The following is a 24,740-nucleotide window of genomic DNA, read 5'->3' on the forward strand; positions in this document are numbered from 1 at the left end:
GCGGTCTTGGGGTTCGGCGGGGCCTTGCTGGTCCATACGCGTCAGCTTTCACCCAGGCGATATGTTTCTCCGGCCTCGGCGGCGAGATCGTCGGCCGCCCTCCGCCCGAGGTTCAGATCGATCCCGGCACGCGGTGTGCTGTCGTCGTCCGGGATCCCGATGATGACCTTCGATCCGGTCAGGGCGGCCCGGGGTACCTCGAAGACGAGGACGCCCTCGGTCCACCAGCCCGGCTGGACGTAGGCGCGGCGCAGGGTGAGAAGGTCGCTCACCTTGTCCGTCTGGTCATACTGCGAGCCGTTCCCGGCCCGGAGCAGGCCCTCCAGGCGTACCGGCCGCTTCGGCACGGTCGCCGCCGCCCGGACGACGAGGAAGAGGTGGTCGGTGCCGATCCGCCGTTCGCCGCCCCCGGCGTCGCGCACGGTGAGCGAGCGCGCGGCGGTCACCGAGCCGACCCGGACGGAGAAGCCGCCCGCGGACACCTCGCCGCCGACGCCGCCGGTGAAGGTGGGCACGCCGTCGCCCGGCCGCCCGGCGGGCGCGACGTACTGCGCCGCCACCGCCGCGGCGGCGAGTACGAGGCCCAGCACCGCCCCGCCCACCCGGGCCGGAAGACCGGGCCTACGCGGAACCTCCGCGACACCGGGAGCGACACCGGGAGCGACACTAGGAGCGATGCCGGGGGCGGTGCCGCGGGTGTTCGGTGAGGGGGTGACGGGTGTGTCGTCGTCCGGTGGTCCGGAGGCGCGGGTCATGCCGCCTCCCGGCGGACCGGAAGGGTCACCTCGGCCAGTGTCTCCGGTGTGCGGCCGGGCCGCGCGGCCGGTCGCCAGCCGTGCCCGGCGGCGTACTCGTGCCCGCCCATCGCGAGGACGAGCCTGGCCGGCGGTTCGGCGGCGAGTTCGTAGCGGAGGACGACCCTGCCGGTGATCCCCGGGTGGAGTTGCGCGCTCTCGGCGCCGTCGCCGAGCACCAGGCCCTGCGGGGCGTACGTGACCGCGAGCGGCGGGGTGATCCGGAGCACCGACGCGGCGAACGTGGCCCCGGCGGCGGACGGCTTGGCAGGGCGGGCCGGACCGGGGCCGGGCGGGCTGCCGACCCGCTGGGTGCGGGCGCCGAGGTTGGTGACCTCGAAGTCGATCTCCAGGATGCGTTCCGGTACGGCGGGGCGGCCGTGCGGCGGGGTGACGACGAGCCTGGCACCCAGGATCCTGGTACGGAACTGTCCCTGTTCCAGGATCGACCCCTCACCGAGCCGTCCGGGCCGGTACGGCGTCTCGTCGAACCCGCCGAGCGCCACCGTGGTCCCCACTCCCGCGGCGAGGAGGACGGCGAACACCGGAACCATGACCGGCCGTTTCCTTCCGCCGGGGGGAGACGTCATAGGAATGGATGCTAATGGGTGAGGCTGTCCCAGTTCATCGGTGCCTCACATGCCTCTTTAGTCACATCGGGCACAAAGGCACCGTACGTTACCATGATCGCCGGGAATTCCATCCCTTTGGAGGGAACCCTGCCCCAAAGGGATGGGCTGCTTTATACGCTGTCCCGGAGGCGACGATGGCGGCCGGAGGTCCCGTGGCGGACGTGCATCCCGAGCATGCGCAGCTCCAGGCGGACCGGATCTACCTGGGCTGGCAATACGTCCTGCTGCACCGCGACCCGGGGCCGCCGCCCAAGCGGCCCTCACCCGGCGAGGCCCCCGAGCCAGAGGCCCTCGACGCCGAGTGGGTCCGCAGGGAGCGGATGCGGGAAGACCTGCTCAACCGGCCGGTGAAGATCTTCCGGACGTTCATGGCGCTCCTCGCGCTGCTGATCTTCGGCCTGGGCGTGACCGAGCTGATGAGCTGGTCCTTCGCGGCGATCGGGCTGGTGGCCGCCGGCGGTGTGGCGGTGATCTGCACCTACGCCATCCACCAGGGGCACAAGGCGGTCCGGCACCGGGCGCGCGAGCAGCAGGCCAGGCACGACCGGGCGCGGGCCGAGCGCGACAAGGAGCTGTTCCGCGCGCAGGAGGAACACGCCCGGCGCTACCGCGAGTGGCAGGAGAGGAAGGACCGCTTCGACCGGCAGGTCTCCTGGTACGCGGTGGCGGTGCCGGACGAGATCGACCGGATCGACGTCGCCGGCGGCACGCTGCCCGGCTGGTCGGCGCTGGTCACGCTGATCGGCGCGACCAGGCTCTACAGCGGCGGCCACCTGACCGTGCTCGACCTGTCCGAGGGCGCGATCGCCAAGGACCTCATCGAACTGGCCACCCGCGGCGGCGACGACCCGCTGGTGTGGGTGCTGCCGGTGGACCTGCCCCGGCTCGACCTCGGCGCGACGCTCAGCGCCGAGGCGTTCGCCGACGTGCTCGCGCACGTGGTCAGCGTCAGCGAGGAGCACCGCACCAGCAGGGACCTCTCCTTCGACAACGCGATCCTGGAACGGGTCCTGGAGGTCCTCGGCGAGAACGCGACGATCAACCAGGTGACCGCCGCGCTGCGGGCGCTGGCCCAGGTGGGCGACCCGCGCGACGACCTGCGCTACGGGCTGATCACCGCGGACCAGCTGGAGCGGATCGGCACGCTGTTCGGCCGCGGGGTCAGCGACCGGGTGGTCATCGAGCGGGCGTGGGCGCTGGAGTCGCAGCTCCGCAAACTGGAGACCCTGGGCAGCGAAGCCGTACGGCTGCCGCCCGCCCGGCTGCGCGTGGTGAGCATGGACCGCCAGGCCGGCGTCTTCGGCAACCGGGTGCTCGGCACCTACGTCGCGACCGCGCTCACCCACATCCTGCGCCAGTCGCCCGCCTCCGAGCGGCCCTGGTACCACACGATCATCGTCGCCGGCGCGGAGAAGCTCAGGGGCGACGTGCTCGACCGGCTGATGGACGCCTGCGAGACCTCCAGGACCGGCCTGGTGCTGACCTACCGCAGCCTCACCCCGACCGTGCGGGAGCGGCTCGGCCGGGGGCACGCCGCGGTGGCGTTCATGCGCCTGGGCAACGCCGAGGACGCCAGGGTGGCGAGCGAGCACGTGGGCACCGAGCACCGGCTGGAGCTCGCCCAGCTCACCGAGACGATCAGCGCGGCGGTGGACGGCATCGACGGCGCCTACATCTCCACGGTGGGCAACACCGACGACGCCGAGGAGACGCCGGAGACGCCGCCCGCCGGGCTCAAGGAGGACATCACCGAGTCCACCGAGTGGGGTCGCGCGGCGTCCAAGGCGATGGGCGAGACCGAGCGGGTGCTCCACCGCTCCCGGGAGTTCCTGGTCGAGCCGCACCAGCTCCAGCAGCTCCCCACCACCTCGGTCATCGTCACCGACGCCACCGCGGAGGGCAGGCGGGTGCGGCTGGCCGACGCCAACCCGGCGATCCTGACCTTCCCCAAGACCACGCTGGGGGAGCTGGAGGACATCAGGGAGGCGCTGCTCCGGATCCCCGAGCAGGAGGCGGAACCGGAGATCGAGATCGAGCCCGATCCGGTGCCGCCGAACCTGGGGCCGCCGCCCGCCCGGCTCGACTGGCGCAGGCGCCGCTGACGATCCGGTCATGAACGTTGCAATGAATGGTCAATGCGGCTGTGGGCGCTTGCTCGGCTGCCCAGCGTAGGAGTAGGCCCCTTTGCCAGAACGCGGGAGTCAAATGCAGCCCAGCATGTCGCCGTCGGGACTCACCCGCGCGCCCTCGCCGTTCCCCGGACCGCCGACGCACGTGCTCAGCGGTCCCTGGTACCGCGTGCAGGCGATCGCGGCGCCGTCACGGAGCTCGTCGGCGGAATGGGACTTCGTCACCGTGCTGCCCGCCGTGCTCTCGGCCGCGCAGCTCAGGCGGCCGTTCGTCATCGGCTGGCTGTCCCGCGGCTCGGGGACGCCGCTCGAACTGGTCACCAACGCCGGGCCGCTGACCCCGCCGCGGTCGCCCCGGCGCGCGGCGGACCTGCCCGCGGAACCGCCGCCCGACGGGCCGCAGCCGCTGCTCTTCCCCGGCGGCGCCAGGGGCGTGCAGATCGGCGACGAGTGGCTGCGCGACCTCGCCGACCTGCACTGGACGGTGTGCCCCGGCCGTCAGGCGCCGCCGCTCGGCGGACGCCGCGAACCGGATCCGGACGAGGTCAAGCTGCCCACCCTCTTCGAGTCCACCCTGGTCACCCTGATGTCCCGGCCGTTCGCCTGGCTGGTGGTGGCCGAGCCGACCGACCTGCTCGACGCCGAGATCACCCACCTGCGCACCCAGCTCAACGTGCTCCGGCAGTACGGCGACGCCTCCGAGCGCAGCAGGTTCGACGCCGAGCGGGCCGAGCGGCGCATGCAGGAGCTCGACGCCTTCCGCGAGGCCGGGCTGTGGAACGTCCGGGTGCTGGCCGGCGCGGCGGGACCGGAGGAACTCCGCCAGGTGGCGCCGGTGCTGGTCGGCTCGGTCGAGATGAGCCAGCACCCCTACCGGCTGCGCAGCGCCGTGCAGACCGGTCACACGCTCGCGGAGGCGCTGTCGGCGACCGTGCAGGACCCGGCCGACGGGGCCGCCGCGCCGTTCGCGGCGACCGCCGGGGCGCTGGCCGCGCTGGCCGGGCTGCCCCGCAGGGAGGTGCCGGGCGTGCGGGTGCTCGACTCCGGGTTCTTCGACGTGACCAGCGAGGCCGACGGCAGGGTGCCGGAGGAGGCGCTGATCGACCTGGGCGCGATCGTCGACGGCCAGGACCGGGCGGTCGGCGCGTTCCGGGTGCCGCTCGCCACGCTCAACCGGCACGCGTTCATCACCGGGGCCACCGGTTCCGGCAAGTCGCAGACCGTGCGGCACCTGCTCGAACAGCTCACCGCGAAGGGCATCCCGTGGCTCGCCATCGAGCCCGCCAAGTCGGAGTACGCGGCGATGGCCGGCCGGGTGGAGCACCTCGCCCCGCTGACCGTGATCAACCCGTCCGCGCCGGGCGACGTGCCGTTCAGCGTCAACCCGCTGGCGCCCGAGCCGGGCTATCCGGTGCAGGCGCACATCGACATGGTGCGGGCGCTGTTCATGGCCGCCTTCGACGCCGAGGAGCCGTTCCCGCAGATCATGTCGCTGGCGTTGCAGCGGGTCTACGAGGCCAACGGCTGGGACGTCGTCACCGGCGGCGGCATCCCCGGGGCGGCGGTGCGGCCCGCCGTACCGACCCTGGAGCAGTTGCAGCAGCACGCGATGGACGTCATCCACGAGATCGGCTACGGCCGGGAGGTGCAGGCCGACGTCGAGGGGTTCATCCGGCTGCGGCTGCGCAGCCTGCGGGTCGGCTCGGCCGGGCGGTTCTTCGAGGGCGGTCACCCCGCCGACATCGGCGGCCTGCTGCGCCGCAACGTCGTGCTCGCGATCGAGGACGTCGCCAACGACGAGGACAAGGCGTTCCTCATGGGCACGCTCATCATCCGCGTCGTCGAGCACCTGCGGATGCGCGCCCGCCAGGAGCGCACCTCCGGCCTGCGGCACGTCATCGTCATCGAGGAGGCCCACCGCCTGCTCCGCGACCGCGGCGAGGGCCGGGCCAGCACGCACGCCGTCGAACTGCTCGCCGGGATGCTCGCCGAGATCCGCGCGTACGGCGAGGGCATCGTCGTGGCCGAGCAGATCCCCACCAAGCTCGTCTCCGACGTGGTCAAGAACACCGCGCTGAAGGTCGTGCACCGGCTGCCCGCCGAGGACGACAGGCGGCTGGTCGGCGCGGCGATGAACCTCAGCGAGGAGCAGTCCCGCCAGGTCGTCTCACTGCGGCCGGGCACCGCCGCCGTCTTCGCCGACGGCATGGACCGGCCGCTGCGGGTCCGGGTCCCGCTGGGCGAGGACCGGGAGCGCGCCACGACCGGTCCGACGCCGCCGATCAGCGGCCGCCGCTCGCCCGCCTGCGGCGCCCAGTGCGGCGAGGGCAAGGCGTGCACGCTCGTCGAGCTGCGCGAGGCCGACCTGCTCGCCGACGCGCCCGAATGGGCCTGGCTGCGGCTGTGGACCGACACGCTCGTGCTGGCCTTCTGCACCAACCGCCCGCTGCCCGGCGTGCCGCGGACGCTCGCCGCGGACTGGGCCGCGCTGCCCGTCCGGCGCCGCGAGTGCCTGCTCGCCACGCTGGTGGAACGCAGCGTCGCCCGCCGCGCCTGGTCCCTGCGCACGCTGTACGACCCGTCGCTGCTCATCGAGCGGGTGGCGGCCACCGCGACCCGGCTGCTCGGCCCGTCGGACGCGGCCAAGGAGACCGGCGAGCGGCCCGGCCAGTCCTGGGTCATCCCGCAACTGCGCTGGCTGCACGAGGTGGACCGGCTCTTCCCCTACGGCCACCCGGCCCCCGACCTGCGCTCGCCCGCCCCGCCGATGGAGTACCCGCTGTTCGGCGCCGACTCCTACGGCCGGTCGCAGCCGAGCGGCGGGCCCGGCGACGGCGGCCGGGGAGCCGAACTGCTCGGCCACCGGGCCAAGGCGCTGCGCCACCACCCGCTGTCGATGGAGATGGACCGCAACCGGGCGCTCGCCTGGCGGGCCATCCTGGGCGACGACGAGCACGAGGTGATCGGCCGCGACATCGACACGGTCGCCGTCGGCGTCGAACCGCGTGACCGGCTCAGGCACGTGGCGCAGACCATGGCGGCCGGCTGGCTGGAGGCCGTGCTGTCCTGGCCGCGCCGGTTCGTGCTGCCCTTCGACGAGGGGAGCGAGGCCGAGATCTCGTTCGCCGAGTGACCGGCGATCTTCCTGCCATGGGCGGTATGCGAGGTGTTCCGCCGTTAGGATCTGGTGACATGAGTCAGCTTCCGCTCAGGGCGCAGGTCGCCAGCGCGCTCGGCCGGACCGCCGCCACGTTGTCCCGGATGACGGGGCGCGGTGACGGTTCGGTCATCGGGGGCCGCGTCGGTCTGGTGCTGGAGCCCGACCTGCTGCGCCAGCTCGCGCAGGATCGCAAGCTCGTGCTGGTCAGCGCCACCAACGGCAAGACGACCACGACCCGGCTGATCACCTCGGCCCTGCACGAGCTGGGCGACGTCGCGACCAACGCGTTCGGCGCCAACATGCCCGCCGGGCACGTCTCCGCGCTCTCCCAGGCCAAGCAGGCGCCGTACGGCGTGCTGGAGGTCGACGAGAAATACCTGCCCGAGGTCCTCGACACGACCGGCGCCGGCCTCGTCTGCCTGATGAACCTCAGCCGCGACCAGATGGACCGGGCGGCCGAGATCTGGCAGCTCGCGCAGAAGTGGCGGCGCGCCCTGGCCGGCCGGCCCACGCACGTGGTCGCCAACTGCGACGACCCGCTGGTCACCTGGGGCGCCTCGACCGCCGCGCAGGTGACGTGGGTGGCGGTCGGCCAGCGCTGGAAGGAGGACTCCTGGTCCTGCCCCGAGTGCGGCGGCCCGCTCGACCGCAAGGGCAGCGACTGGGCGTGCCGCGAATGCACCTTCCGCAGGCCCGAGCCGTCCTGGGTGCTCGACGACGACACGGTGATCGACCCGTACGGGCGGCGCTGGCGGCTCGACCTCCAGCTTCCCGGCTCGGCCAACCGGGCCAACGCGGCGATGTCGCTGGCCGTCGTCGCCCTCCTCGGGCTGCCGCCGGAGCGGGCGCTGCCCAGGCTGGGCGAGGTGAAGTCGGTCGCCGGGCGGTACACGACGGTGGAGCGCGAGGGCAGGCACGCCCGGCTGCTGCTGGCCAAGAACCCCGCGGGCTGGCTTGAGGCGTTCGACGTGTCCGACGCCGCCCTGCCGATCATCCTGTCGGTCAACGCCCAGGGGCCCGACGGCCGGGACACCTCGTGGCTGTGGGACGTGGACTACCGCATCCTGCGCGGCCGGCCGGTCTTCGTGACCGGGGAGCGGCGGCTCGACCTCGCGCTCCGGCTCGACGTGGCCGGAGTGCCGTTCCAGCTCGCCGGCGACTTCTCCGAGGCGCTCGCCGCCCAGCCGCCCGGACGGGTGGACGTGATCGCCAACTACACCGCCTTCCAGCAGATCCGATCGGAGTTCGGCCGTGCAGTCTGAGAGCGCCCTGCGGCTGGTCTGGATCTATCCCGACCTGCTCAGCACCTACGGTGACCAGGGCAACGCGCTGGTGCTCGAACAGCGGGCACAGCGGCGCGGCATCCCGGTCCAGACGCTGCACCTGCGCTCCTCCGACCCGGTGCCCGAGGGCGGCGACATCTACCTGATCGGCGGCGGCGAGGACCGCCCGCAGATCCTGGCCGCCGAGCGGCTGCGGCGCGACGGCGGGTTGCAGCGGGCGATCGCCCGCGGCGCGACCATGCTGGCCGTGTGCGCCGGCTACCAGATCATGGGTCACACGTTCGGCGGCGAGGAGGGCCAGCCGGTGGCCGGCCTGGGGCTGCTCGACATCGAGTCCGGCCGGGGCGCCCAGCGTTCGGTCGGCGAGCTGGCCGCCGACGTCGACGCCGCGCTCAACCTGCCGACGCTGACCGGGTTCGAGAACCACATGGGGCTCACCCGGCTCGGTTCCGGCGTCCGGCCGCTGTCCCGGACCAGGATCGGCATCGGGAACGGCGACGGCACCGAAGGCTGCTACGCGGGCCGCATCGTCGGCACCTACCTGCACGGCCCCGCGCTGGCCCGCAACCCCGCCCTGGCCGACCTGCTCCTGAGCTGGGCCGTGGGCAGCGCCCTCGCCCCCATCGACGACACCTGGTTCGACCGCCTGCGCGAGGAGCGCCTCGCGGCCGTCCTGCCGCCCCGCTGACCCGGACCCGCCGGGGGTCAGTGATCCGCCGGGGGGCAGTGATCCGCCGGGCGGGTCAGTAGACGAGCGCCTGGGCGCCCTCGGCGAGGGCCTCCTCGACGAACGTGGAGGCCCCCGCGATGCGCACGCCGCCGATCAGGTCGTCAACCGTGATCTCGCGGCGGGCCGCGCACTGGGTGCACACGGTCACCCGCCCGGCCGACATGACGACCTCCAGCAGGTCCTCCAGCGGAGCCGCGTGCGGAAGGCTGAACTCCTTGGCGCGTCCCGGCAGGCCGAACCACGACGCCTCGCCGGTCAGCCACAGGGACACCGGCACCCCGCTCGCCACCGCGGCCGCGGCCACCGTGAACGCCTGGTTGCACCGCTCGGGGGCGTCGGCGCCGGCGGTCACCTTGATCACCAATGATCGTGCCATATCGGTCACCCTAGTCCTGCTTCGCCGTTACCGGCCAGGCGGGCACATCACCGCCTCTCCGTCGTGTCCGGGAGGCCACTAGGCTCATGGTCATGGGCGTACCTGAACTGCATCCCCAACTGGAGCCGATCGCCTTCCTGCTCGGCCGCTGGGAAGGCGCCGGTGTGGGCGGATATCCGACGATGGAGAGCATCCAGTTCGGCCAGGAGATCGTTTTCGGCCACAACGGCAAGCCTTTCCTGACCTACCGGAGCCGCACCTGGCTGCTCGACGAGGCGGGCGAGCGGGTCCGGCCGCTGTCCACCGAGTCCGGCTTCTGGCGCGCGCAGCCGGAGCGGCAGCTTGAGGTGGTGCTCGCGCACCCGACCGGCATCGTGGAGATCTACCTCGGCGAGGTCGTCTTCCACAAGATCGAGCTGCGCACCGACGTGGCCGCGCGCACGGCCACCGCCAAGGAGTACAACCAGGGCCACCGGCTCTACGGCCTGGTCAACGGCAGCCTGATGTGGGCCTACGACATGGAGGCGATGGGGCAGCCGCTCCAGTCGCACATGTCGGCCGAGCTGAAGAAGGTGGCCGACTTCACCGGCGAGGAGTAAGCAGAACGACCCTTCCGCGAGACGCGGAAGGGTCGAAGAAATGAAGAACCTCGGGCTGCTCCGTCCGATCTGCGGACGGGCCGGATGGACCAGTGGACGGGTTTCTGCCCGTCCTCCGGCGGCCCGAGGTCCCGGTGGTGTCATGGATTCGCCGGACGTCGCCAAACGTCCAGACGTGGTCCGGAGTCGGCGAGCCCTAGCGGACAGCCACCTCGCTAGCCCAATTATGATCAACCATTACTTGGACCACCTCCTTTCCGCGTGCTTGTACCTTATGCAGCGGGTGCGGGGCGGGCAAATGTTTTTCGAACGGCATCCCGGCCAGGCGCGATCCCGCCGCCGCGCCGAGCCCGGACCCTCCTGAGGACCTTTCGCGCCGGGCATTCCAACCTGGAGCCCCTCAGCGGAGTTGTTTCGATACATGGACCGTTACGAGGGGTTCCATGAGTTCGTGCGCGCGCGTCAGCAGTCGCTGATGCGGACGGCGTACCTGCTCACCGGGAACCCCCATCTCGCCGAGGACCTGTTACAGACGGTCCTGATCCGCGTCGCCTCCCACTGGGCGAAGCTCGCCAAGGGCGGCAACCCCGAGGCGTACGCCCGCAAGGCCCTGGTGAACCAGACGCTCTCGTGGCGCAGGCGCAGGCGGGTCGAGTTGCCCGGGGCCGAGTTGCCGGAGCGGGCCGAGGCCGGGCAGTCGCACGACGAGGTGACCGTGCGCCGCATGGCCCTGCGCCAGGCGCTGGCGCAGCTCACGCCGAAGCAGCGCGCGGTGATCGTGCTGCGGTTCTACGAGGACCGCTCGGAGCACGAGACCGCGCAGCTCATGGGCGTCTCGGTCGGCACCGTCAAGAGTCAGACCCATTACGCGCTGTCCAAGCTCCGGGCGCTCACCCCCGAAGAGGTGTACCGATGAACACACTGCGTGATGATCTGCAGGCGCTGGCCGAGGAGGCGCATGTCGTCGATCTGGCGACACGGGCGGTGCGGGGTGCGCGCAGAAGGCGGGCGACCCGGCTGGCCGTGGCGGCCGCCGCCGTCACCTGCCTGATCGCGGGCGGTGGGTCCGTGTTGCTGCTGAAAGCGAACCCCTCGCCGCCGGTCGTGCTCACCCCGCCGGAGACGAAGGCGCCCCCACTGCCCGCGAAGGGCGTCGCGCCGGTGGAGCAGGCGTATGAGCCGGAGTGCCGGATCACGGTGGAGACGTGCACCGAGCGTGCCTGGCGGATCGTGACCCGCGACGGCCGCACGTACGAGCTGGGCGAGGATGTGGCGCGACCGCTGGAAGTCACCGCGGACGGCCGCAGGATCGCGTACTACAGCTCCAGGCATCGCGCGATCGTGGTGCGCGACCTCGCGAGCGGGAGAACGTGGAAGTCGCCGCTGAAGCAGCCCGCGGAGGACTTCTCGGTCGAGTACGCGCTGCGGCTGTCGCCCAACGGGCTGAGGTTCATCGTGTCCGGGTGGGGCGGTCGGCGGCAGCCGAACAAGCTGGTGGACCTGGAGCGCGGGACGGTGACCGACCTCAGGCGAGGATGGTGGCCGGTGAGCGTGTCGGACGGTTCAGGACCCGTGGTGCTGGTCAAGCCGTACGACAAGTCCAGCCGGGTGTGGGTGCTGGGCCAGGAGCCGATCACCATCAAGGACTTCACGTACGACTACAGCGCCCTCGCGCCGGACGGACGGACGCTGGCCAGGGTGGGGACGACCCGCGACCCGGATCGGGAGCCGATGATCCAGAAGGACGGCTCGATCGTCGTCTTCGACGCCGTGCGGGCCGGCCGGGAGACCCGTGTCCCCGTATCCGGGCTCGCCGAAGGTTGGCGTCCCTGGCGGCTCGGGAGCTGGCTGAACGCCACGGAGGTGACCGTGCTGGCCGGTGCCGAATCGCCGAACAGCCCGCCGCCGGTGGCTTATGCGGTCGATGTGCGCACGGGCGCGAGCAGGGAGCTGTTCGCACTGCGCGGAGAGGGGCGGGTCGTGGTGCCGGGGCTGGTGCGCTAGTGCCTGACGTCCTCGGTGTTCCTGACCGGTTCGTCCGACCTCACCAGGTTTTGGGACGACCGCCACACCAAGCTTTGGGATGTCCACTACGGTGATCACGGAAATTGATCCCCTTTGTGAGGTTGGCGCATGAATCGCAAGAAGCTCGCATCCGTTCTGCTCGGCTCCGCCACCGCGGCGGCCCTGCTGCTGACTCCGGAAACGGCTGCGTCCGCGCAGGCGGGCGCCGCATCGTCCAACGCGGCCACCGCCGCGGCGAAGGCGGCTCCGGCGAAGGCCGCTACGGCGTCGGCCCGAGCCGCGGTCGAGCGCGACAGTGTGAAGTGCTCCAAGCCCGGTGGCAAGTGGGCCAACTACTCCTGGGGCGAGGGCAACACGACCGTGACCATCTACTTCAACAACCACTGCAGCCACAAGGTCAGTACCAAGATCGCGTTCGAGAGGAAGGGCTCGGTCGGCGACAAGGTCACCAAGTACCGGTGCATGACGGTCAACGCCAGGACCAAGGGCAAGAAGAAGTTCTACGCCGCGGCCTACAAGCCGTACTCCGTGATCCGGGTCGCGCGCTGCAGTTGAGCCGCTCGACCGGGGGACCGGGTGGACACCCCCGCCGGTTGGCCGGGGCAGGTCCCACCTGACCCGGCGCCGGGTGAGAAGGCGGGCCGATCGGGCTCCTCAGTCTCCCTGAGACCAGGCGGCTACCGGAAGTGACAGGTAGACGCCGAAATCGAGGAGCCCGGTCGCGGCGCCGATGCTCTCATGGAGCCGGTCCACGCGCTCCTGGCGGTTGACGGCCCTGCTCTCGAACCACTTGGACCGCACCTCGATCACGACATCCAGGCCGCAGCGGTCCAACGGCCCGAGCCCGCGGAAGCGCATCTCCACATCGCCCGGTTGCAGGTTGCCGTCGTAGGGCTCCTCGGGACACTCCACGGCCTGGGACACCAGATGCGGCAGCACCGACCCGAGTTCGCGGAGTGTGGTCTCGGCGACATGCGGAGCGTAGGTGATCTCGACGAGCGGCATCGAATCACCATAGGTGAGGTTGCCCCCGGGTCCAGTCGGCGATCCCGGGTGGGGGCGCCGGGCGGGTCAGGTGAAATGTTCGCCCGCGAGGCGGCGTTGAAGCTGTACATCGTGTCGGAGCCTCGGATAGGGCGGTCACATGCTGATTGGGGAGTTGTCCCGGCGTACCGGGGTCAGCCCGCGGTTGCTGCGGTACTACGGAGCGCAGGGCCTGCTCGAAGCCAGGCGAGACGCGAACGGCTACCGCAGCTACGACGAGGACGCGGTGATCGTCGTACGGAAGGTGCGCGCCCTGCTGAACGCCGGCCTGTCCACCGAGGTGATCCGCGAGGTGCTGCCGTGCACCCGGGGCGATGGCACCGAGTTCGACTGGTGTGCCGACCTGCGGGCCCTCATCGACCGGGAGCTCGCGGCCATGGACGAGCGCATCGACGACCTCCGGCGCAGCCGCGGCACCCTCGCCGGCTACCTGGAGTCCTGAACCGCGCGCCCGAGAGTCGTCCTCTGCCCCCGCTCCGCAACTTGGCGAGGACAGAGGACGCCCCACCAGGGTGCTGCACGCGGTCGCGCTCCGGTGCCGCAACGGCGGGACCCGCGGCGACTCCGGCGACCCGCGGCCGGTCGTGTGCGCGCGGGTGAAAACTCGCGTCGCGGGCGCCGGGCGGGGACGCCGGCGCGACTAAACTCGTGACATGACGGAGACTTCATGGCACGAGGAGCTCAGGGCGCGAGGTTACCGGGTGACGCCTCAGCGGCAGCTGGTGCTTGAGGCGGTCAAGAAGCTGGAGCACGCCACGCCCGAGGAGATCTGCTCCGCCGTGCGCGAGACGGCCAGGGGCGTCAACATCTCGACCGTCTACCGCACCCTTGAGCTGCTCGAAGAGCTCGGCATGGTGACCCACACGCACCTCGGCCACGGTGCTCCCACCTACCACCTGGCCGCGGACGCCGACCACGTGCACCTGGTGTGCCGGGGGTGCGGGGAGATCAGCGAGGTGCGGCCTTCGGTGGTGCAGGGGCTGGTGAGCGCGTTGCACGACGAGCTCGGGTTCGACACCGACGTGCACCACCTCACGGTCTTCGGCCGGTGCCGCAACTGCGTCGGCGCGGGCCGTACCGGCGGCGAAGCGGCGCGGAGCGCGAAGTAACCTTGGAGCATGCGAAGCCCGCTGCTGGACACGCCCGGCGCCGTCGCCGCCGAGGCACCTGACGCCGATGTCGCGGCCCACTACGGTGACCCGTTCGCCGAGCAGCGGGCGCTGCTCGGCGGCGCGGCGATCGTCGACCGGAGCAACAGGGAGGTCGTCCGGATCTCCGGCGTCGACCGGCTGCGCTGGCTCAACGACCTGAGCTCCCAGAAACTCGACGCCCTCGCCCCCGGCGAGGTCACGCAGACCCTGCTGCTCGACCCGCAGGGCCGGGTCGAGCACCACGTCACGCTGGTGGACGACGGCGAGGCGGTGTGGGGGCACGTCGAGCCCGGCGGGGCCGCCGCGCTGGTCGCCTTCCTGGACAAGATGCGGTTCATGCTGCGGGTCGAGGTGAGCGACGAGACCGCGGCGTACGCGGTGGTCACCGTGCGGTCCGCCGTGGCCGGGCCGCCGGCGGGCACCGTCGTGATGGGCGAGGACCTGCTGCTGCCGCGCGAGCACCTGGCCGGGCACCTGGGCCTGCGCCTCGCGGGCCTGTGGGCCTACGAGGCGCTGCGCATCGAGGAGCACCGGCCGAGGCTCGGCCGGGAGACCGACCACAAGACGATCCCGCACGAGGTCGGCTGGATCGGCACCGCCGTCCACCTGACCAAGGGCTGCTACCGGGGGCAGGAGACCGTGGCCCGGGTGCACAACCTGGGGCACCCTCCGCGCCGCCTGGTGTTCCTGCACCTCGACGGCAGCGTGGACACCCTCCCCCCGCACGACGCCCCGGTGACGCTGGACGGCGAGGCGGTCGGCTTCGTCGGCAGCGCGGCCCGGCACCACGAGCTGGGCCCGATCGCGCTGGCACTGGTCAAGCGCACCGTGCCGGTGGACGCGGCGCTGCTCGCGGGCGGGGTGGCCGCCTCCCAGGAGGTCATCGTGCCGCCGGACGCGGGGCGTAACGTCTCGATCGACCCGGGGCTGCGCCGCAGGATCCGCTGACCCTTCCCGTCAGGTGTCCAGGTCAGGTGTCCAGGATGAGCGTGATGGGGCCGTCGTTGACCAGCTCGACCTTCATGTCGGCCCCGAAGACGCCCGTCTCGACCCGGGCCCCCAGGTCGCGCAGCCCGCTGACCACCGCGTTCACCAGCGGCTCGGCGACCGGGCCCGGGGCCGCCGCCTGCCAGGTGGGCCGCCGTCCCTTGCGGGCGTCGCCGTACAGCGTGAACTGACTGATCACCAGGAGCGGGGCGGCGACGTCGGAGCAGGACTTCTCGCCGTGCAGGACGCGCAGGCCCCAGAGCTTGGCGGCGAGCCTGGCGGCCTCGGCCGGGGTGTCGGTGTGCGTGACGCCGACCAGCACCAGCAGGCCCGGTTCGCCGATCGCGCCGACCGTCGCGCCGTCCACCGTCACGGACGCGGAGCTCACCCGCTGCACCACCGCTCGCATGCCTGCGCATTCTGCCATGCCCCCGGGGTGAACCCGGATATCGGTCGTCCCTAAACTCAAGGCCCGAGAGGGAGGGCACAGTGGAGCCGCTGCTGGTGGACGTGGTCCGGTCGGGTTTCGTGGAGTCGACGCACCGGGCGCGGATGGTGGTCTTCGGGGCCGACGGCAAGGTCGTCAGGGCGCACGGCGACGTGGACGTCCCGGCGTCTCCGCGGTCCTCGATGAAGCCGTTGCAGGCGCTCGCCATGGTGCGGGGCGGGCTGGCCCTGGAGGGCGAGTCGCTGGCGCTGGCCTGCGCCAGCCACGCCGGGGAGGCGTTCCACGTGGACGGCGCGCGTAAGATCCTGGCCGGGGCCGGGCTCGACGAGGGCGCGCTGCGCTGCCCCCTCGCGCTGCCCGAGGACCCCGGGTCGGCGCGGGAGGTGCTGAGGACCGGCGGCGACCAGGCGCGGATCTTCATGAACTGCTCGGGCAAGCACGCGGCCATGCTCGCCACCTGCGTGGCCAACGACTGGCCGACCGAAACCTATCTGGACCAGACGCATCCCCTCCAGCGGGCGATCAGGGCCTGTGTGGAGGAGATGACCGGGGAGCGGGTGGCCGCCTCCGGGGTGGACGGGTGCGGCGCGCCGCTGTTCTTCGTGTCGATGGTCGGGGTGGCGCGCGCGTTCCGGTCGCTCGTCCTCGCCGATCCCGGTACGCCGGAGCGGCGCATCGCCGACGCGATGCGCGCCCATCCCGAGTGGACCTCGGGCACGTCGCGCCCGGAGACGGCGCTCATGCGGGCCGTGCCCGGCTTGCTGATCAAGGCGGGCGCGGAGGCGTTCGACGCGTTCGCGCTGGCGGACGGCCGCGCCGGCACCGTCAAGATCGAGGACGGCGGCCAGCGGGCCCGCACCCCGGTCACGGTGGCCGCCCTGCGCGCGCTCGGCGAGGACGGCCCCGAGCTGTCCGCCCTGGCCGCCACGCCGGTCTTCGGCCGCGGCGAGCCGGTGGGGGAGATCCGCGTCCGCGGCTGACCTCCGCCCGGTCCCGGGGGCGGGGCGCCTGAGCGCGGCCGGGACCCTCAGGGACGCTTGAAGGCGCCGCCCTGGGCGAGGCCGTCCACGATGAGCTCGACGGCGATCTCGAAGCTGCGGTCGGCGTCCACGGCTCCGGTGCGCATGCCGAGCATGCCGCCGCCCTCAGCCGTGACGAGCGCCGAGACGAACCAGATGAGCACCTCGGCGGTGTGCCCGAGATCGCGCTCGGGGACGCCGGCGGCGCGCAGGATGCGGCTCAGCACGGCCATCATGCCGGAGTCCGCCTGGATGACGGCCGGATGCGCGTCGATGTAGGACATGAGCGCGGGATGCCGCATGGCGTACACGCGATAGGCGCCCGCCAGTACGCGGAGCTGTTCCTGCCAGGGGGAGCCGTCGTCGGCGGGCAGCTGGAGGCGGCTCACGGCGAGCCGGGCGACCTCGCGGATGAGCGCCGTCTTGTCGTCCACGTGGTGGTAGAGCGACATGGGGTTGACGCCGAGCTCGGTGGCCAGCTTGCGCATGGACAGCGCTTCGACGCCGCCCGCGTCCACCAGTCGCAGCGCCGTCTCGTAGATCTCCCCGGGGGTCAGGGGCTCCCCTCTGCGCGCACTGTTGGCCATACGCCGTATGGTAGTAGCCATACAGTGTATGGCTGGTAGTCCGGCACACCGTGAGGAGCCCCCGTGACGACGACAGAGATACCCGCGCCCCAGGGCCTGCCCTTCGTCGGCAACACCTTGCAGATCCCGGCCCACGCGCCCAACGAGTTCTTCGTCGAGCAGGCGGCCCGGCATCCGGACGGGATCTTCCAGCTCGACATGATGGGACGGAAGGTGCTCTTCGTCTACGATCCCGACCTGGTGGCCGAGGTGTGCGACGAGAGCCGGTTCGCCAAGGTGATCGACCCGCCGCTGTCCATCGTGCGCGATTTCGCCGGCGACGGGCTGTTCACCGCCCGGGAGGACGAGCCGGTCTGGGGGCACGCGCACCGGATTCTCATGCCGGCGTTCAGCCAGCGGTCCATGAAGTCCTACTTCCCGCAGATGCTGGAGGTCGCCGACCAGCTCATCGCCTCCTGGGAGCGCCGGCAGGGCGAGGACCTCCCGGTCTCCGACGACATGACCAGGCTCACGCTGGACGTGATCTCCCTGACCGGGTTCGACTACCGGTTCGACTCCTTCAACTCGGCCGAACTGCACCCCTTCCTCCAGGCGATGGGCCGCTCGCTGACCGAGGCGATGATCCGCAACCGGCAGCTCCCGCTGGTCACCAGGCTGAAGAGGAAGCAGGAGGACGGCTACCGGGCCGACATCCGGCTGATGCACGACCTGGTGGACGACGTCATCGCGCGCCGCCGTACGACGGGCGGCGGCGGCACCGGGGACCTGCTCGGCCTGATGCTGGAGGCCGCCGACCCGCGTACCGGCGAGCGGCTGCCGGACGAGAACATCCGCAACCAGGTGCTCACCTTCCTCATCGCCGGCCACGAGACCACCAGCGGCCTGCTGTCCTTCGCGCTGTACAACCTGCTGCGCAACCCGCACGCCCTCGCGCAGGCGTACGCCGAGGTGGACCGGCTGCTGCCGGGCGACACCGTGCCCACCTACGAGACGGTCATGAAGCTGGACGTGGTCTCCCGGATCCTGGAGGAGACGCTGCGGCTCTGGTCGCCGATCCCGGCGTTCGCCGTGGCCGCCCGGTCGGCCACCACGATCGGCGGGTACCCGGTGGAGGCGGGCCGCAAGGCGGCGGTACTGCTGCCCGCGCTGCACCGGCACCCCAAGGCGTGGGAGCGGCCCGACGAGTTCGACATCGACCGCTGGCTGCCCGAGGCCAGGGCGGCCCACCACCCGGCGGCCTACAAGCCGTTCGGCAGCGGCGAGCGGGCCTGCATCGGGCGGCAGTTCGCGCTGACCGAGGCGCGGCTGGCGCTGGCGCTCATCCTGCGGCGGTTCGCCCTCGCCGACCCCGGCGCCTACCGGATGCAGATCAAGCAGACCCTCACCCTCAAGCCGGAGGGCTTCACCATCCGGGTCAGGGCCCGCAGGGAGCACGAGCGCGCCACCGCGCAGCCGGCGCCGGAGGCCACGCAGGAGGAGGCCGAGGTGAGCGTCACCGGGGTGAGCATGGCGGTCGCCTACGGCTCCAACCTCGGCACCTCGGCGGACGTCGCCGAACGGCTCGCCGAGCGGGCCGGCCGCTCCGGCTTCGCCACCACCCTGATGACGCTGGACGAACTCGCCGCCGCCCCGCCGGCCGGCGGCCTGCTGGTGGTGGTCACCTCCACCTACAACGGCAAGGCCCCGGACAACGCGCAGGTCTTCGACGCTGCCGAGCTGCCCGCGCTGGACGGGGTACGGCTGGCGCTGCTCGGCTGCGGCAACACCCAGTGGCCCACCTACCAGGACTTCCCCCGGCGCGCGTTCGCCAAGCTGACCGGGGCCGGCGCGGTGCCCCTGGTGGACCGCGGCGAGGCCGACGCGGACGGCGACTTCGACGGCGACGTCCTCGCCTGGAGCACGGGCCTGTGGGAGGCCGTCGCACGCGAGTACGGCGCCACCGCCGCCGACGCCGGCCGCCGGTACGAGATGGACGTCCTCACCGAGGCGGACGTCCGGCCGGCCATCGTGTCCGAGCAGGCGTTCCCGCTGCGCGTGGTGTCGAACGAGGAGCTGACCGGCGACCCCGGCGGGCTGTGGGACTTCTCGGTGGAGGCCCCGCGTCCCGGCGTGCGTTCGATCGTGGCCGAGCTGCCCGAGGGCGTGACCTACTCGGCGGGCGACCACCTCGCGGTCTTCGCCAAGAACGACCCCGAGCTGGTCGCCTGGGCGCTGCGCTGCCTGCGCGTCCCACGCGATCAGGTCGTACGGCTGCGCGCCCGCGGCGCGACGCACCTGCCGGTGGAGACCCCGGTCACGGCCGAGCTGCTGCTGAGCGAGTTCGCCGAGCTCCAGGAGGTGGCCACCCGCGCCGACCTCGCCGCGCTCGCCGAGCACACCGGCTGCCCGTGGACGACGGGGGAGCTGGACCGGCTCGGCGCGGACTACGCGGAGGAGATCCTGGCCAAGCGGATCTCGGTGCTGAAGCTGCTGGAGCGCTTCCCCGCGGTGGAGCTGCCGCTGCCGGTCTTCCTTGAGCTGGCCGGCCCGATCAGGCCGCGCTACTACTCGATCTCCTCCACGCCGCTGGCCGATCCGCGGCGGATCCGGATCACGGTCGGGCTGGTGGAGGGCGCGGCCTGGTCCGGCGGCGGCGCCTATCGCGGCATGTGCTCGGCCTACCTGGCGGGACTGTCGGAAGGGGATGTCTTCTACGGGTACGTCCGGGTGCCGAGCCCGCCGTTCCGGCTCCCGGCCGACCCGGGCACGCCGGTGATCCTCGTCGGCCCGGGCACCGGGTTCGCGCCGTTGCGCGGTTTCCTGGAGGAGCGGGCGCTGTCCGGCGCCACCGGCCCGGCCGAGGTGTTCTACGGCTGCCGCCACCCCGAGCACGACTGGCTCTACCGCGCCGAGCTGGAAGGCTGGCGCGACTCCGGCCCGGTCCGGGTGCACACCGCGTTCTCGGCCGTGCCCGGCCACCGGTACCGGTTCGTCCAGGACGCGGTGGCGGGCGAGGCGGACACGGTGTGGGAGCTGCTCAGCCGGGGGGCGTACGTCTACGTGTGCGGGGACGGGCTGCGGATGGCGCCGGCCGTACGGCGGGCGCTGGCGGCGATCCACGAGGAGCGCGCCGGCGGCGACGGCGAGGAGTGGCTGCGCGGCCTGGAGGCCGAGGGCCGCTACCAGCAGGACGTCTTCGCCTGACCGGTCACGCCGGGGATGCCTGGGCGGACCGGCGGTGTGCCTGGCTCGATGGGCGGTGCGCCTGTCCGGCGGCCCGCAGGTGGCGCAGCGTCCAGCCGTGCCCCGCGGGGTCGAGCGGCCGGGTCGCGCCGGTGAACAGCTCGGCCGCCCGCCGGTAGGACAGGCGGCCCCGCCCGGTCACCGGATCCCGGTCCCCGGGCGGCGTCGCCCGTGCGGCGCGGCGCTCGGTGAGCAGGACGGGACCCGTACCGCGGCCGAGCAGGAGCAGCGGCAGCAACCGGGCGGCGCCCGCCCGCCAGCGGATCGCGGGCGCCCGCCGCAGCCGCCTGCGCGGCAGGTCGAGATCGTCCACGTTCAGGGCGAGGAGCCGCTCGACCGGGGCGGCGGTCTCGTAGAGCAGCCGCCAGAAGGTCTGCTCGCGCAGGCCGGCGGGCAGCCGGAAGATCTCCGCCACCTGCTCCCCGCTGAGGATCTCGCCGGACGTGGCCGGCAGCGCGGGCGACCGCAGCGGACCCACCGGGTCGCCGCTGATCCAGCCGCGGTTGCGCCACCAGCCGACCGCGCCGCGCAGGATGGACAGCTCCCGGCCCAGCGTCCGCGCGTCCACCGCCGCCGCGCGCTCCGCGAGCGCCTCGCGCAGCCGGTCACGGGCGGCCGGGGTGTCCAGCAGGGCGAGCGGCACGATGGGCGGCGGCGCGCCGCGGCGCTCCCTGCCGCCGGGCGGCGTCCTGCCGACGAGCGGCCAGGCCCAGGTGGCGAGCGCGATGCGGTAGACCCGGCGGGAGGCCGGGCTCAGCCGCAGCGTCTCCAGGTAGCGATCGATCGCCACCGCGTACTCGACCGGGGCGACATCGCCGTCTGCCGCAGTAAAAACCGCCGCCTCCTCTGAGAAGAGCCAGCCCACAAGGCTGTCCGCTATTGCAGTATAGAGACTCAATCTCCTTGAGCCCATCTCTTGCAACCGGCTGGACCGGCACCCAGGCTGAGATGCCATGACAGGGATTCGACGCCGCCTTTCGCCGCTCGCCGACCGGAACCTGCGGCTGTACTTCGCCGGGGCGGCCACCTCGCTGCTCGGGTCGTCGATGTCGGCGCTGGCCGTGGTCTTCGCCGTGCTCCACGCCGGCGGCGGGCAGAGCGACCTCGGTTACGTGATGGCCGCGCGCATCGTGCCCATCGTGGCGTTCATGCTGGTCGGCGGGGTCGTCGCGGACCGGTTCGGGCCCCGGCGGGTGCTGCTCGCCGCCGACGTGCTGCAGTGCGTCACCCAGGCGGCCTTCGCCGCGGCGCTGCTCCTCGGCCGCCCGCCGATCTGGACGTTCTTCGTGTTCGTCGCGATCTGGGGGATCGGCGAGGGGTTCGCGATGCCGGCCCGCGGAGCGCTCGTGCCCGGTGTCGTGGCCTGGGGCAGGCAATATGACGGCAAGCTCAGAGACGCCAACGCGCTGTACGGCCTGGCCCAGTCGGCGGCCACCGTGGCCGGCCCCGCGCTCGCCGGGCTCCTCGTCGCCTCGGCGGGCTCCGGCGCGGTGATCCTCCTCGACGCCGTCACCTACGCCCTCAGCGCCGTCGCCCTGCTCCTGCTGCGGCTGCCCGCCCATGCCGCCGCCCCCGTGTCCTCGGGCCGGTTGGCCGTGCGGGAGGGCTGGCGGGAGTTCAGCTCGCGGACCTGGCTGTGGGTGACGACGTTGCACTTCACGCTGTTCAACCTGGCCGTGTGGGCGCCGTTCCTGGTGCTCGGGCCGGTGGTGGCCGAGCGCGACCTCGGCGGCGCCCGGGACTGGGGGCTGGTGATGGCGGTCTACGGCGCCGGAGCGCTCGCCGGCGGGCTCGCGCTGGTAGGCGGGCGGGTCCTGCGCCGGCCGCTGGTGGTGGCCACCGCGGCGACCTTCGGCTGGGCCGTCCCGTCGGCCGCCCTCGCCGCCGGGGCGCCGTTCGCCGTCCTGCTGGCCGCCGCCCTGGTCGCCGGGATCGGCTCCGCGGTCTGCTCCGCGCTCTACGCGACGGCCAACCAGCAGCACGTGCCCGCCGAGGTGCTGGCCCGGGTCACCTCCCTGACCGGCATGGGAGCTTTCGCGCTGGGGCCGCTCGGCCTCGCGGTCGCCGGACCGGCGGCCGAGGCGGCCGGAACCGGCGCCGTCCTGGGTTTCGGGGCGGTCTTCCAGGTCGTGCTGGGCCTGTCGGTGCTCGCCGTGCCCGCGGTGCGCCGCCTCGGCGCCGCCCCGGACCGTGCAACTGCGATCCGACTCGGCCGCGCTCGCCGGGCAGGAGGTTGTGCTCGTCGAGCAGCTGGCGGCCGTGCGGGACCGTGCCCGCCACCTCTCCGTGCCCCGGGACACGCAGATCCGTGCGATGAGCGCATGGTCCACGACCCGTGACATGGAACTGCTGGACGCGGTCGAACGGCTGCGAGTCGAGACCGAGCAGGATGCGCATGACGACGACCAGCAGTTCCATCCCCTTGCCCGCGCCCACCTCGGCACCGCTGCGGCGCACCTACAGCAGGCACGCGCCGCGATCGACCGCGCCACCGGCTACGGCGTCGCCTGCGAGCTCATCCGCGACTACGACCTGGACGACGACAGCGGCAGCCCCTGCGACGCCGAGCGCCTGTATGAGGTCCTGGTGTGGCTGCCCGGCGAAGGCTTCGAAGAGCTTGCCTGCCCGGTGCACGCCGCAGTCGCAGAACGTCGCGGCCGTCGGCCGATGCCGGCATTGTCTTCCGGGCGCCGCGATGGCGTGCGCCATCGCGGCGGTGGTCCGGGCGATGCGTGTCAGTCGAGCTCGCCGGGATGGATGACGACCTTGGTCCAGCCGAGATCCCGCCGGTCGAAGTGCTCGTAGCCGTCCGGTGATTCGTCCAGGTTCAGTTCGTGCGAGACGACCCAGGACGGCCGGGCCTTTCCTTCGTGGATGAGCGTGCGGAGCTGCCGGTTGTAGCGCTTCACGTTGCACTGGCCGTTGCCGATCATCTGGCCCTTGAACCAGAACATCCCGTAGTCGAAGGCGATCTCGCCCTGCTTGAAGAGATCGTCCGGGCTGCCGGGGTCCGACGGGATGAAGACGCCGACGACGCCGATGGTCCCGGTGAACTTGACCGATTTGACGAGGTTGTTGAGCGTCATGTTGGGGTGCTCGTGTCCCTGTGGGTCGTGCGCCTGGTAGCCCACGCACTCGCAGCCCCGGTCGGCGCCCAGGCCCGTGGTGAGCTCCATGACCTGATCGACCGGTGACGTCTGGGAGTCGTCGATCGCGATCGCGCCGATCTCCTCGGCTTTGGCGAGCCGGTCGGGGTGGCGGTCGACGACCATCACCTTGCTCGCGCTCTTGAGCGTGGCGGAGTAGGCGGCCATCAGCCCGACGGGCCCCGCTCCGTAGATCACGACCGAGTCGCCCGCCTCCACCTGGGCGAGTTGGGTCGCGTGCCAGCCGGTCGGCCAGATGTCGGCGAGCATCACGTAGTCGTTCTGCTTCTCCTTCGCGTCGTCCGGGAGGACGAGGCAGTTGAAGTCGCCGTACGGCACGCGCAACAACTCGGCCTGGCCGCCGTTGTAGGGCCCCATGTCCGCGAAGCCGTAGGCCGCCCCGGCCATGCCCGGCTCGGGATTGGTGGTGAGGCAGTAGGCCGTCAGGCCCTTTTCGCAGTTCGCGCAGAAGCCGCACGAAATGTTGAACGGGATGCAGACCACGTCGCCGACGCGAACGTGGTCGACGGCCGATCCGACCTCGACCACTTGGCCGAGGTTCTCGTGACCGAGGATGCGGCCCGTCTCGAAGTCGGTCCGGCCTTCGTACATGTGCAGGTCCGACCCGCAGATGTTGGTCGTGGTGATGCGAACCAGGACATCGGTGGGCCGCTCTATGCGCGCGTCCGGGACTTCCTCGACGTTGACCTGTCGAGGTCCGTTGTACACGATCGCTTTCATGGTTTCCTCGCATGCGGTTGATTGCGAAGGATCGCTTACCCGTCGACGACGGGGCGAGAGGTTCTACGCCGTACAGCAGGTCAACGGTTCGTTCCTCCTTCCTCGCTCGCCGCGGCCGCGCCCCCGGGAGGGCTCGGCGCCGGATTCACCGGGCGTCCGGGGCGGGCCGTTCCGAGCTGATCGCCGAGGCCGTCCCGGCCGCCTCAGAGCAGCAGGTCGAAGGTACGTATCGTGCGTTCCCACTGCTCGGTCGCGGGGTTCTTCACCTCCGGATCCACGATCTTGAAAGCCTGGGCCAGTGCCACGGACATGCCGCCGACGATCTCGGGCAGGCGTCCGACGGTCTCCTCGCCGACCGACAGGTCGAGCGGAGGCAGCGCGGCGAGCCGCTCCAGGATGGGTTTCAGCTCGATGTCCTCGTCGAGGAGGCGGAACCGGTGGATGCTCTCCTGGAGGCCCTTGGTGACGGGTAGATCCCAGGGTTCGATGATGTCGCGACGGTTCGCCTTGGCGTGGGCCTGGCCGATCACCAGCAGGTCGTAGAGCTTGTCGTTCACGAAGTCGCCGTAGCGCCGGAGGTCGTCCTTGTCGACATCGACACCTGCGGCGCTGCGGAAGAAGCGTTCGAATCTCGGCACCGCCATGACAGCCATGGAGGTCTCCTTCC

The 24,740-nt window shown here is 72.2% G+C and carries 24 protein-coding genes; 15 read left to right on the plus strand and 9 right to left on the minus strand.

Features of this window, described 5'->3' with window-relative positions:
* Positions 1-41 precede the first annotated feature (41 nt).
* Together QSK26_RS26935 and QSK26_RS26940 are read right to left on the minus strand one after the other, a co-directional pair.
* A complete protein-coding gene (locus tag QSK26_RS26935) occupies positions 42-755 on the minus strand; it encodes a hypothetical protein (protein WP_285778051.1) in 714 nt (237 codons plus the stop codon).
* Positions 752-1,348: a hypothetical protein gene (locus QSK26_RS26940; RefSeq protein WP_285778052.1), complete on the minus strand. Its 597-nt coding sequence runs from the start codon at positions 1,346-1,348 to the stop codon at positions 752-754. The genes QSK26_RS26935 and QSK26_RS26940 overlap by 4 nt, the downstream gene beginning before the upstream one ends.
* Positions 1,349-1,587: 239 nt before the next feature.
* Between QSK26_RS26940 and QSK26_RS26945 the strand changes: the two genes are divergently transcribed.
* The 4 genes from QSK26_RS26945 (at position 1,588) to QSK26_RS26960 (ending at position 8,686) form a co-directional block, all read left to right on the plus strand.
* The gene (locus QSK26_RS26945; protein ID WP_285778053.1) at positions 1,588-3,528 is read left to right on the plus strand and encodes a hypothetical protein; all 1,941 of its coding nucleotides are present in this window, start codon (positions 1,588-1,590) and stop codon (positions 3,526-3,528) included.
* Positions 3,529-3,643: 115 nt separating this feature from the next.
* The gene (locus QSK26_RS26950) at positions 3,644-6,688 is read left to right on the plus strand and encodes an ATP-binding protein (protein WP_285778054.1); all 3,045 of its coding nucleotides are present in this window, start codon (positions 3,644-3,646) and stop codon (positions 6,686-6,688) included.
* 59 nt (positions 6,689-6,747) lie between these two features.
* Entirely contained in the window at positions 6,748-7,977 is a 1,230-nt protein-coding gene (locus tag QSK26_RS26955; RefSeq protein WP_285778055.1) for a Mur ligase family protein, read from the plus strand.
* Positions 7,967-8,686, plus strand: a complete 720-nt coding sequence (locus tag QSK26_RS26960; protein ID WP_285778056.1) for a type 1 glutamine amidotransferase — start codon at positions 7,967-7,969, stop codon at positions 8,684-8,686. The genes QSK26_RS26955 and QSK26_RS26960 overlap by 11 nt, the downstream gene beginning before the upstream one ends.
* 55 nt (positions 8,687-8,741) lie before the next feature.
* Here the strand turns inward: QSK26_RS26960 and QSK26_RS26965 are convergent, their stop codons facing one another.
* On the minus strand, positions 8,742-9,104 hold the full coding sequence (locus tag QSK26_RS26965; protein ID WP_285778057.1) for a DsrE family protein: 363 nt from the start codon (positions 9,102-9,104) through the stop codon (positions 8,742-8,744).
* Between the two features lie 92 nt (positions 9,105-9,196).
* On the opposite strand from QSK26_RS26965, the gene QSK26_RS26970 reads away from it, so the two are divergent.
* The 4 genes from QSK26_RS26970 to QSK26_RS26985 all read left to right on the plus strand — a co-directional run bounded on the left by QSK26_RS26970 (position 9,197) and on the right by QSK26_RS26985 (position 12,283).
* A complete protein-coding gene (locus QSK26_RS26970) occupies positions 9,197-9,703 on the plus strand; it encodes a heme-binding beta-barrel domain-containing protein (RefSeq protein WP_285778058.1) in 507 nt (168 codons plus the stop codon).
* Positions 9,704-10,124: 421 nt separating this feature from the next.
* Complete coding sequence (locus tag QSK26_RS26975) at positions 10,125-10,619, plus strand: SigE family RNA polymerase sigma factor (RefSeq protein WP_285778059.1); 495 nt, start codon at positions 10,125-10,127, stop codon at positions 10,617-10,619.
* Positions 10,616-11,707, plus strand: a complete 1,092-nt coding sequence (locus QSK26_RS26980) for a WD40 repeat domain-containing protein (protein ID WP_285778060.1) — start codon at positions 10,616-10,618, stop codon at positions 11,705-11,707. The genes QSK26_RS26975 and QSK26_RS26980 overlap by 4 nt, the downstream gene beginning before the upstream one ends.
* 129 nt (positions 11,708-11,836) lie before the next feature.
* Positions 11,837-12,283, plus strand: a complete 447-nt coding sequence (locus QSK26_RS26985; protein WP_285778061.1) for a hypothetical protein — start codon at positions 11,837-11,839, stop codon at positions 12,281-12,283.
* Positions 12,284-12,382: 99 nt separating this feature from the next.
* Here QSK26_RS26985 and QSK26_RS26990 read toward each other — a convergent pair whose 3' ends face one another.
* Positions 12,383-12,733 (minus strand): hypothetical protein, encoded by a 351-nt coding sequence (locus QSK26_RS26990; protein WP_285778062.1) that lies wholly within the window; start codon positions 12,731-12,733, stop codon positions 12,383-12,385.
* A gap of 139 nt (positions 12,734-12,872) precedes the next feature.
* Here QSK26_RS26990 and QSK26_RS26995 point away from each other — a divergent pair, with 139 nt between their 5' ends.
* The 3 genes from QSK26_RS26995 to ygfZ all read left to right on the plus strand — a co-directional run bounded on the left by QSK26_RS26995 (position 12,873) and on the right by ygfZ (position 14,871).
* Complete coding sequence (locus QSK26_RS26995; RefSeq protein ID WP_285778063.1) at positions 12,873-13,214, plus strand: MerR family transcriptional regulator; 342 nt, start codon at positions 12,873-12,875, stop codon at positions 13,212-13,214.
* A gap of 211 nt (positions 13,215-13,425) precedes the next feature.
* Complete coding sequence (locus QSK26_RS27000) at positions 13,426-13,881, plus strand: Fur family transcriptional regulator (RefSeq protein ID WP_285778064.1); 456 nt, start codon at positions 13,426-13,428, stop codon at positions 13,879-13,881.
* 9 nt (positions 13,882-13,890) lie between these two features.
* Positions 13,891-14,871 carry a CAF17-like 4Fe-4S cluster assembly/insertion protein YgfZ gene (gene ygfZ, locus QSK26_RS27005; RefSeq protein ID WP_285778065.1) on the plus strand — a complete coding sequence of 327 codons (981 nt, stop codon included), beginning with the start codon at positions 13,891-13,893 and terminating at the stop codon, positions 14,869-14,871.
* Positions 14,872-14,893: 22 nt separating this feature from the next.
* On the opposite strand, the gene dtd is transcribed toward ygfZ, so the two are convergent.
* Positions 14,894-15,319: a D-aminoacyl-tRNA deacylase gene (gene dtd / locus QSK26_RS27010; RefSeq protein WP_285778066.1), complete on the minus strand. Its 426-nt coding sequence runs from the start codon at positions 15,317-15,319 to the stop codon at positions 14,894-14,896.
* An 80-nt stretch (positions 15,320-15,399) separates the two neighbouring features.
* Between dtd and QSK26_RS27015 the strand changes: the two genes are divergently transcribed.
* Positions 15,400-16,338, plus strand: a complete 939-nt coding sequence (locus tag QSK26_RS27015) for an asparaginase (protein ID WP_285778067.1) — start codon at positions 15,400-15,402, stop codon at positions 16,336-16,338.
* A gap of 47 nt (positions 16,339-16,385) precedes the next feature.
* On the opposite strand, the gene QSK26_RS27020 is transcribed toward QSK26_RS27015, so the two are convergent.
* Entirely contained in the window at positions 16,386-16,964 is a 579-nt protein-coding gene (locus tag QSK26_RS27020) for a TetR/AcrR family transcriptional regulator (RefSeq protein ID WP_285778068.1), read from the minus strand.
* 63 nt (positions 16,965-17,027) lie between these two features.
* On the opposite strand from QSK26_RS27020, the gene QSK26_RS27025 reads away from it, so the two are divergent.
* Positions 17,028-20,147 carry a bifunctional cytochrome P450/NADPH--P450 reductase gene (locus tag QSK26_RS27025; RefSeq protein WP_285778069.1) on the plus strand — a complete coding sequence of 1,040 codons (3,120 nt, stop codon included), beginning with the start codon at positions 17,028-17,030 and terminating at the stop codon, positions 20,145-20,147.
* Between the two features lie 4 nt (positions 20,148-20,151).
* On the opposite strand, the gene QSK26_RS27030 is transcribed toward QSK26_RS27025, so the two are convergent.
* A complete protein-coding gene (locus QSK26_RS27030) occupies positions 20,152-20,976 on the minus strand; it encodes a site-specific integrase (protein ID WP_285778070.1) in 825 nt (274 codons plus the stop codon).
* 163 nt (positions 20,977-21,139) lie between these two features.
* Here QSK26_RS27030 and QSK26_RS27035 point away from each other — a divergent pair, with 163 nt between their 5' ends.
* Entirely contained in the window at positions 21,140-22,525 is a 1,386-nt protein-coding gene (locus tag QSK26_RS27035) for an MFS transporter (RefSeq protein ID WP_285778071.1), read from the plus strand.
* Position 22,526: 1 nt separating this feature from the next.
* Entirely contained in the window at positions 22,527-22,991 is a 465-nt protein-coding gene (locus QSK26_RS27040) for a hypothetical protein (RefSeq protein ID WP_285778072.1), read from the plus strand.
* On the opposite strand, the gene QSK26_RS27045 is transcribed toward QSK26_RS27040, so the two are convergent.
* On the minus strand, positions 22,922-24,073 hold the full coding sequence (locus tag QSK26_RS27045) for a glutathione-independent formaldehyde dehydrogenase (protein ID WP_285778073.1): 1,152 nt from the start codon (positions 24,071-24,073) through the stop codon (positions 22,922-22,924). The two genes, QSK26_RS27040 and QSK26_RS27045, sit on opposite strands and share 70 nt — an antisense overlap.
* Positions 24,074-24,276: 203 nt before the next feature.
* Positions 24,277-24,726, minus strand: coding sequence for a DUF1931 family protein (locus QSK26_RS27050; protein ID WP_285778074.1), 450 nt, complete (start codon positions 24,724-24,726; stop codon positions 24,277-24,279).
* Between the last annotated feature and the right edge of the window lie 14 nt (positions 24,727-24,740).

Origin of the sequence: Microtetraspora sp. NBRC 13810 (assembly GCF_030268685.1) — a bacterium.
GTDB lineage: Bacteria > Actinomycetota > Actinomycetes > Streptosporangiales > Streptosporangiaceae > BSRQ01.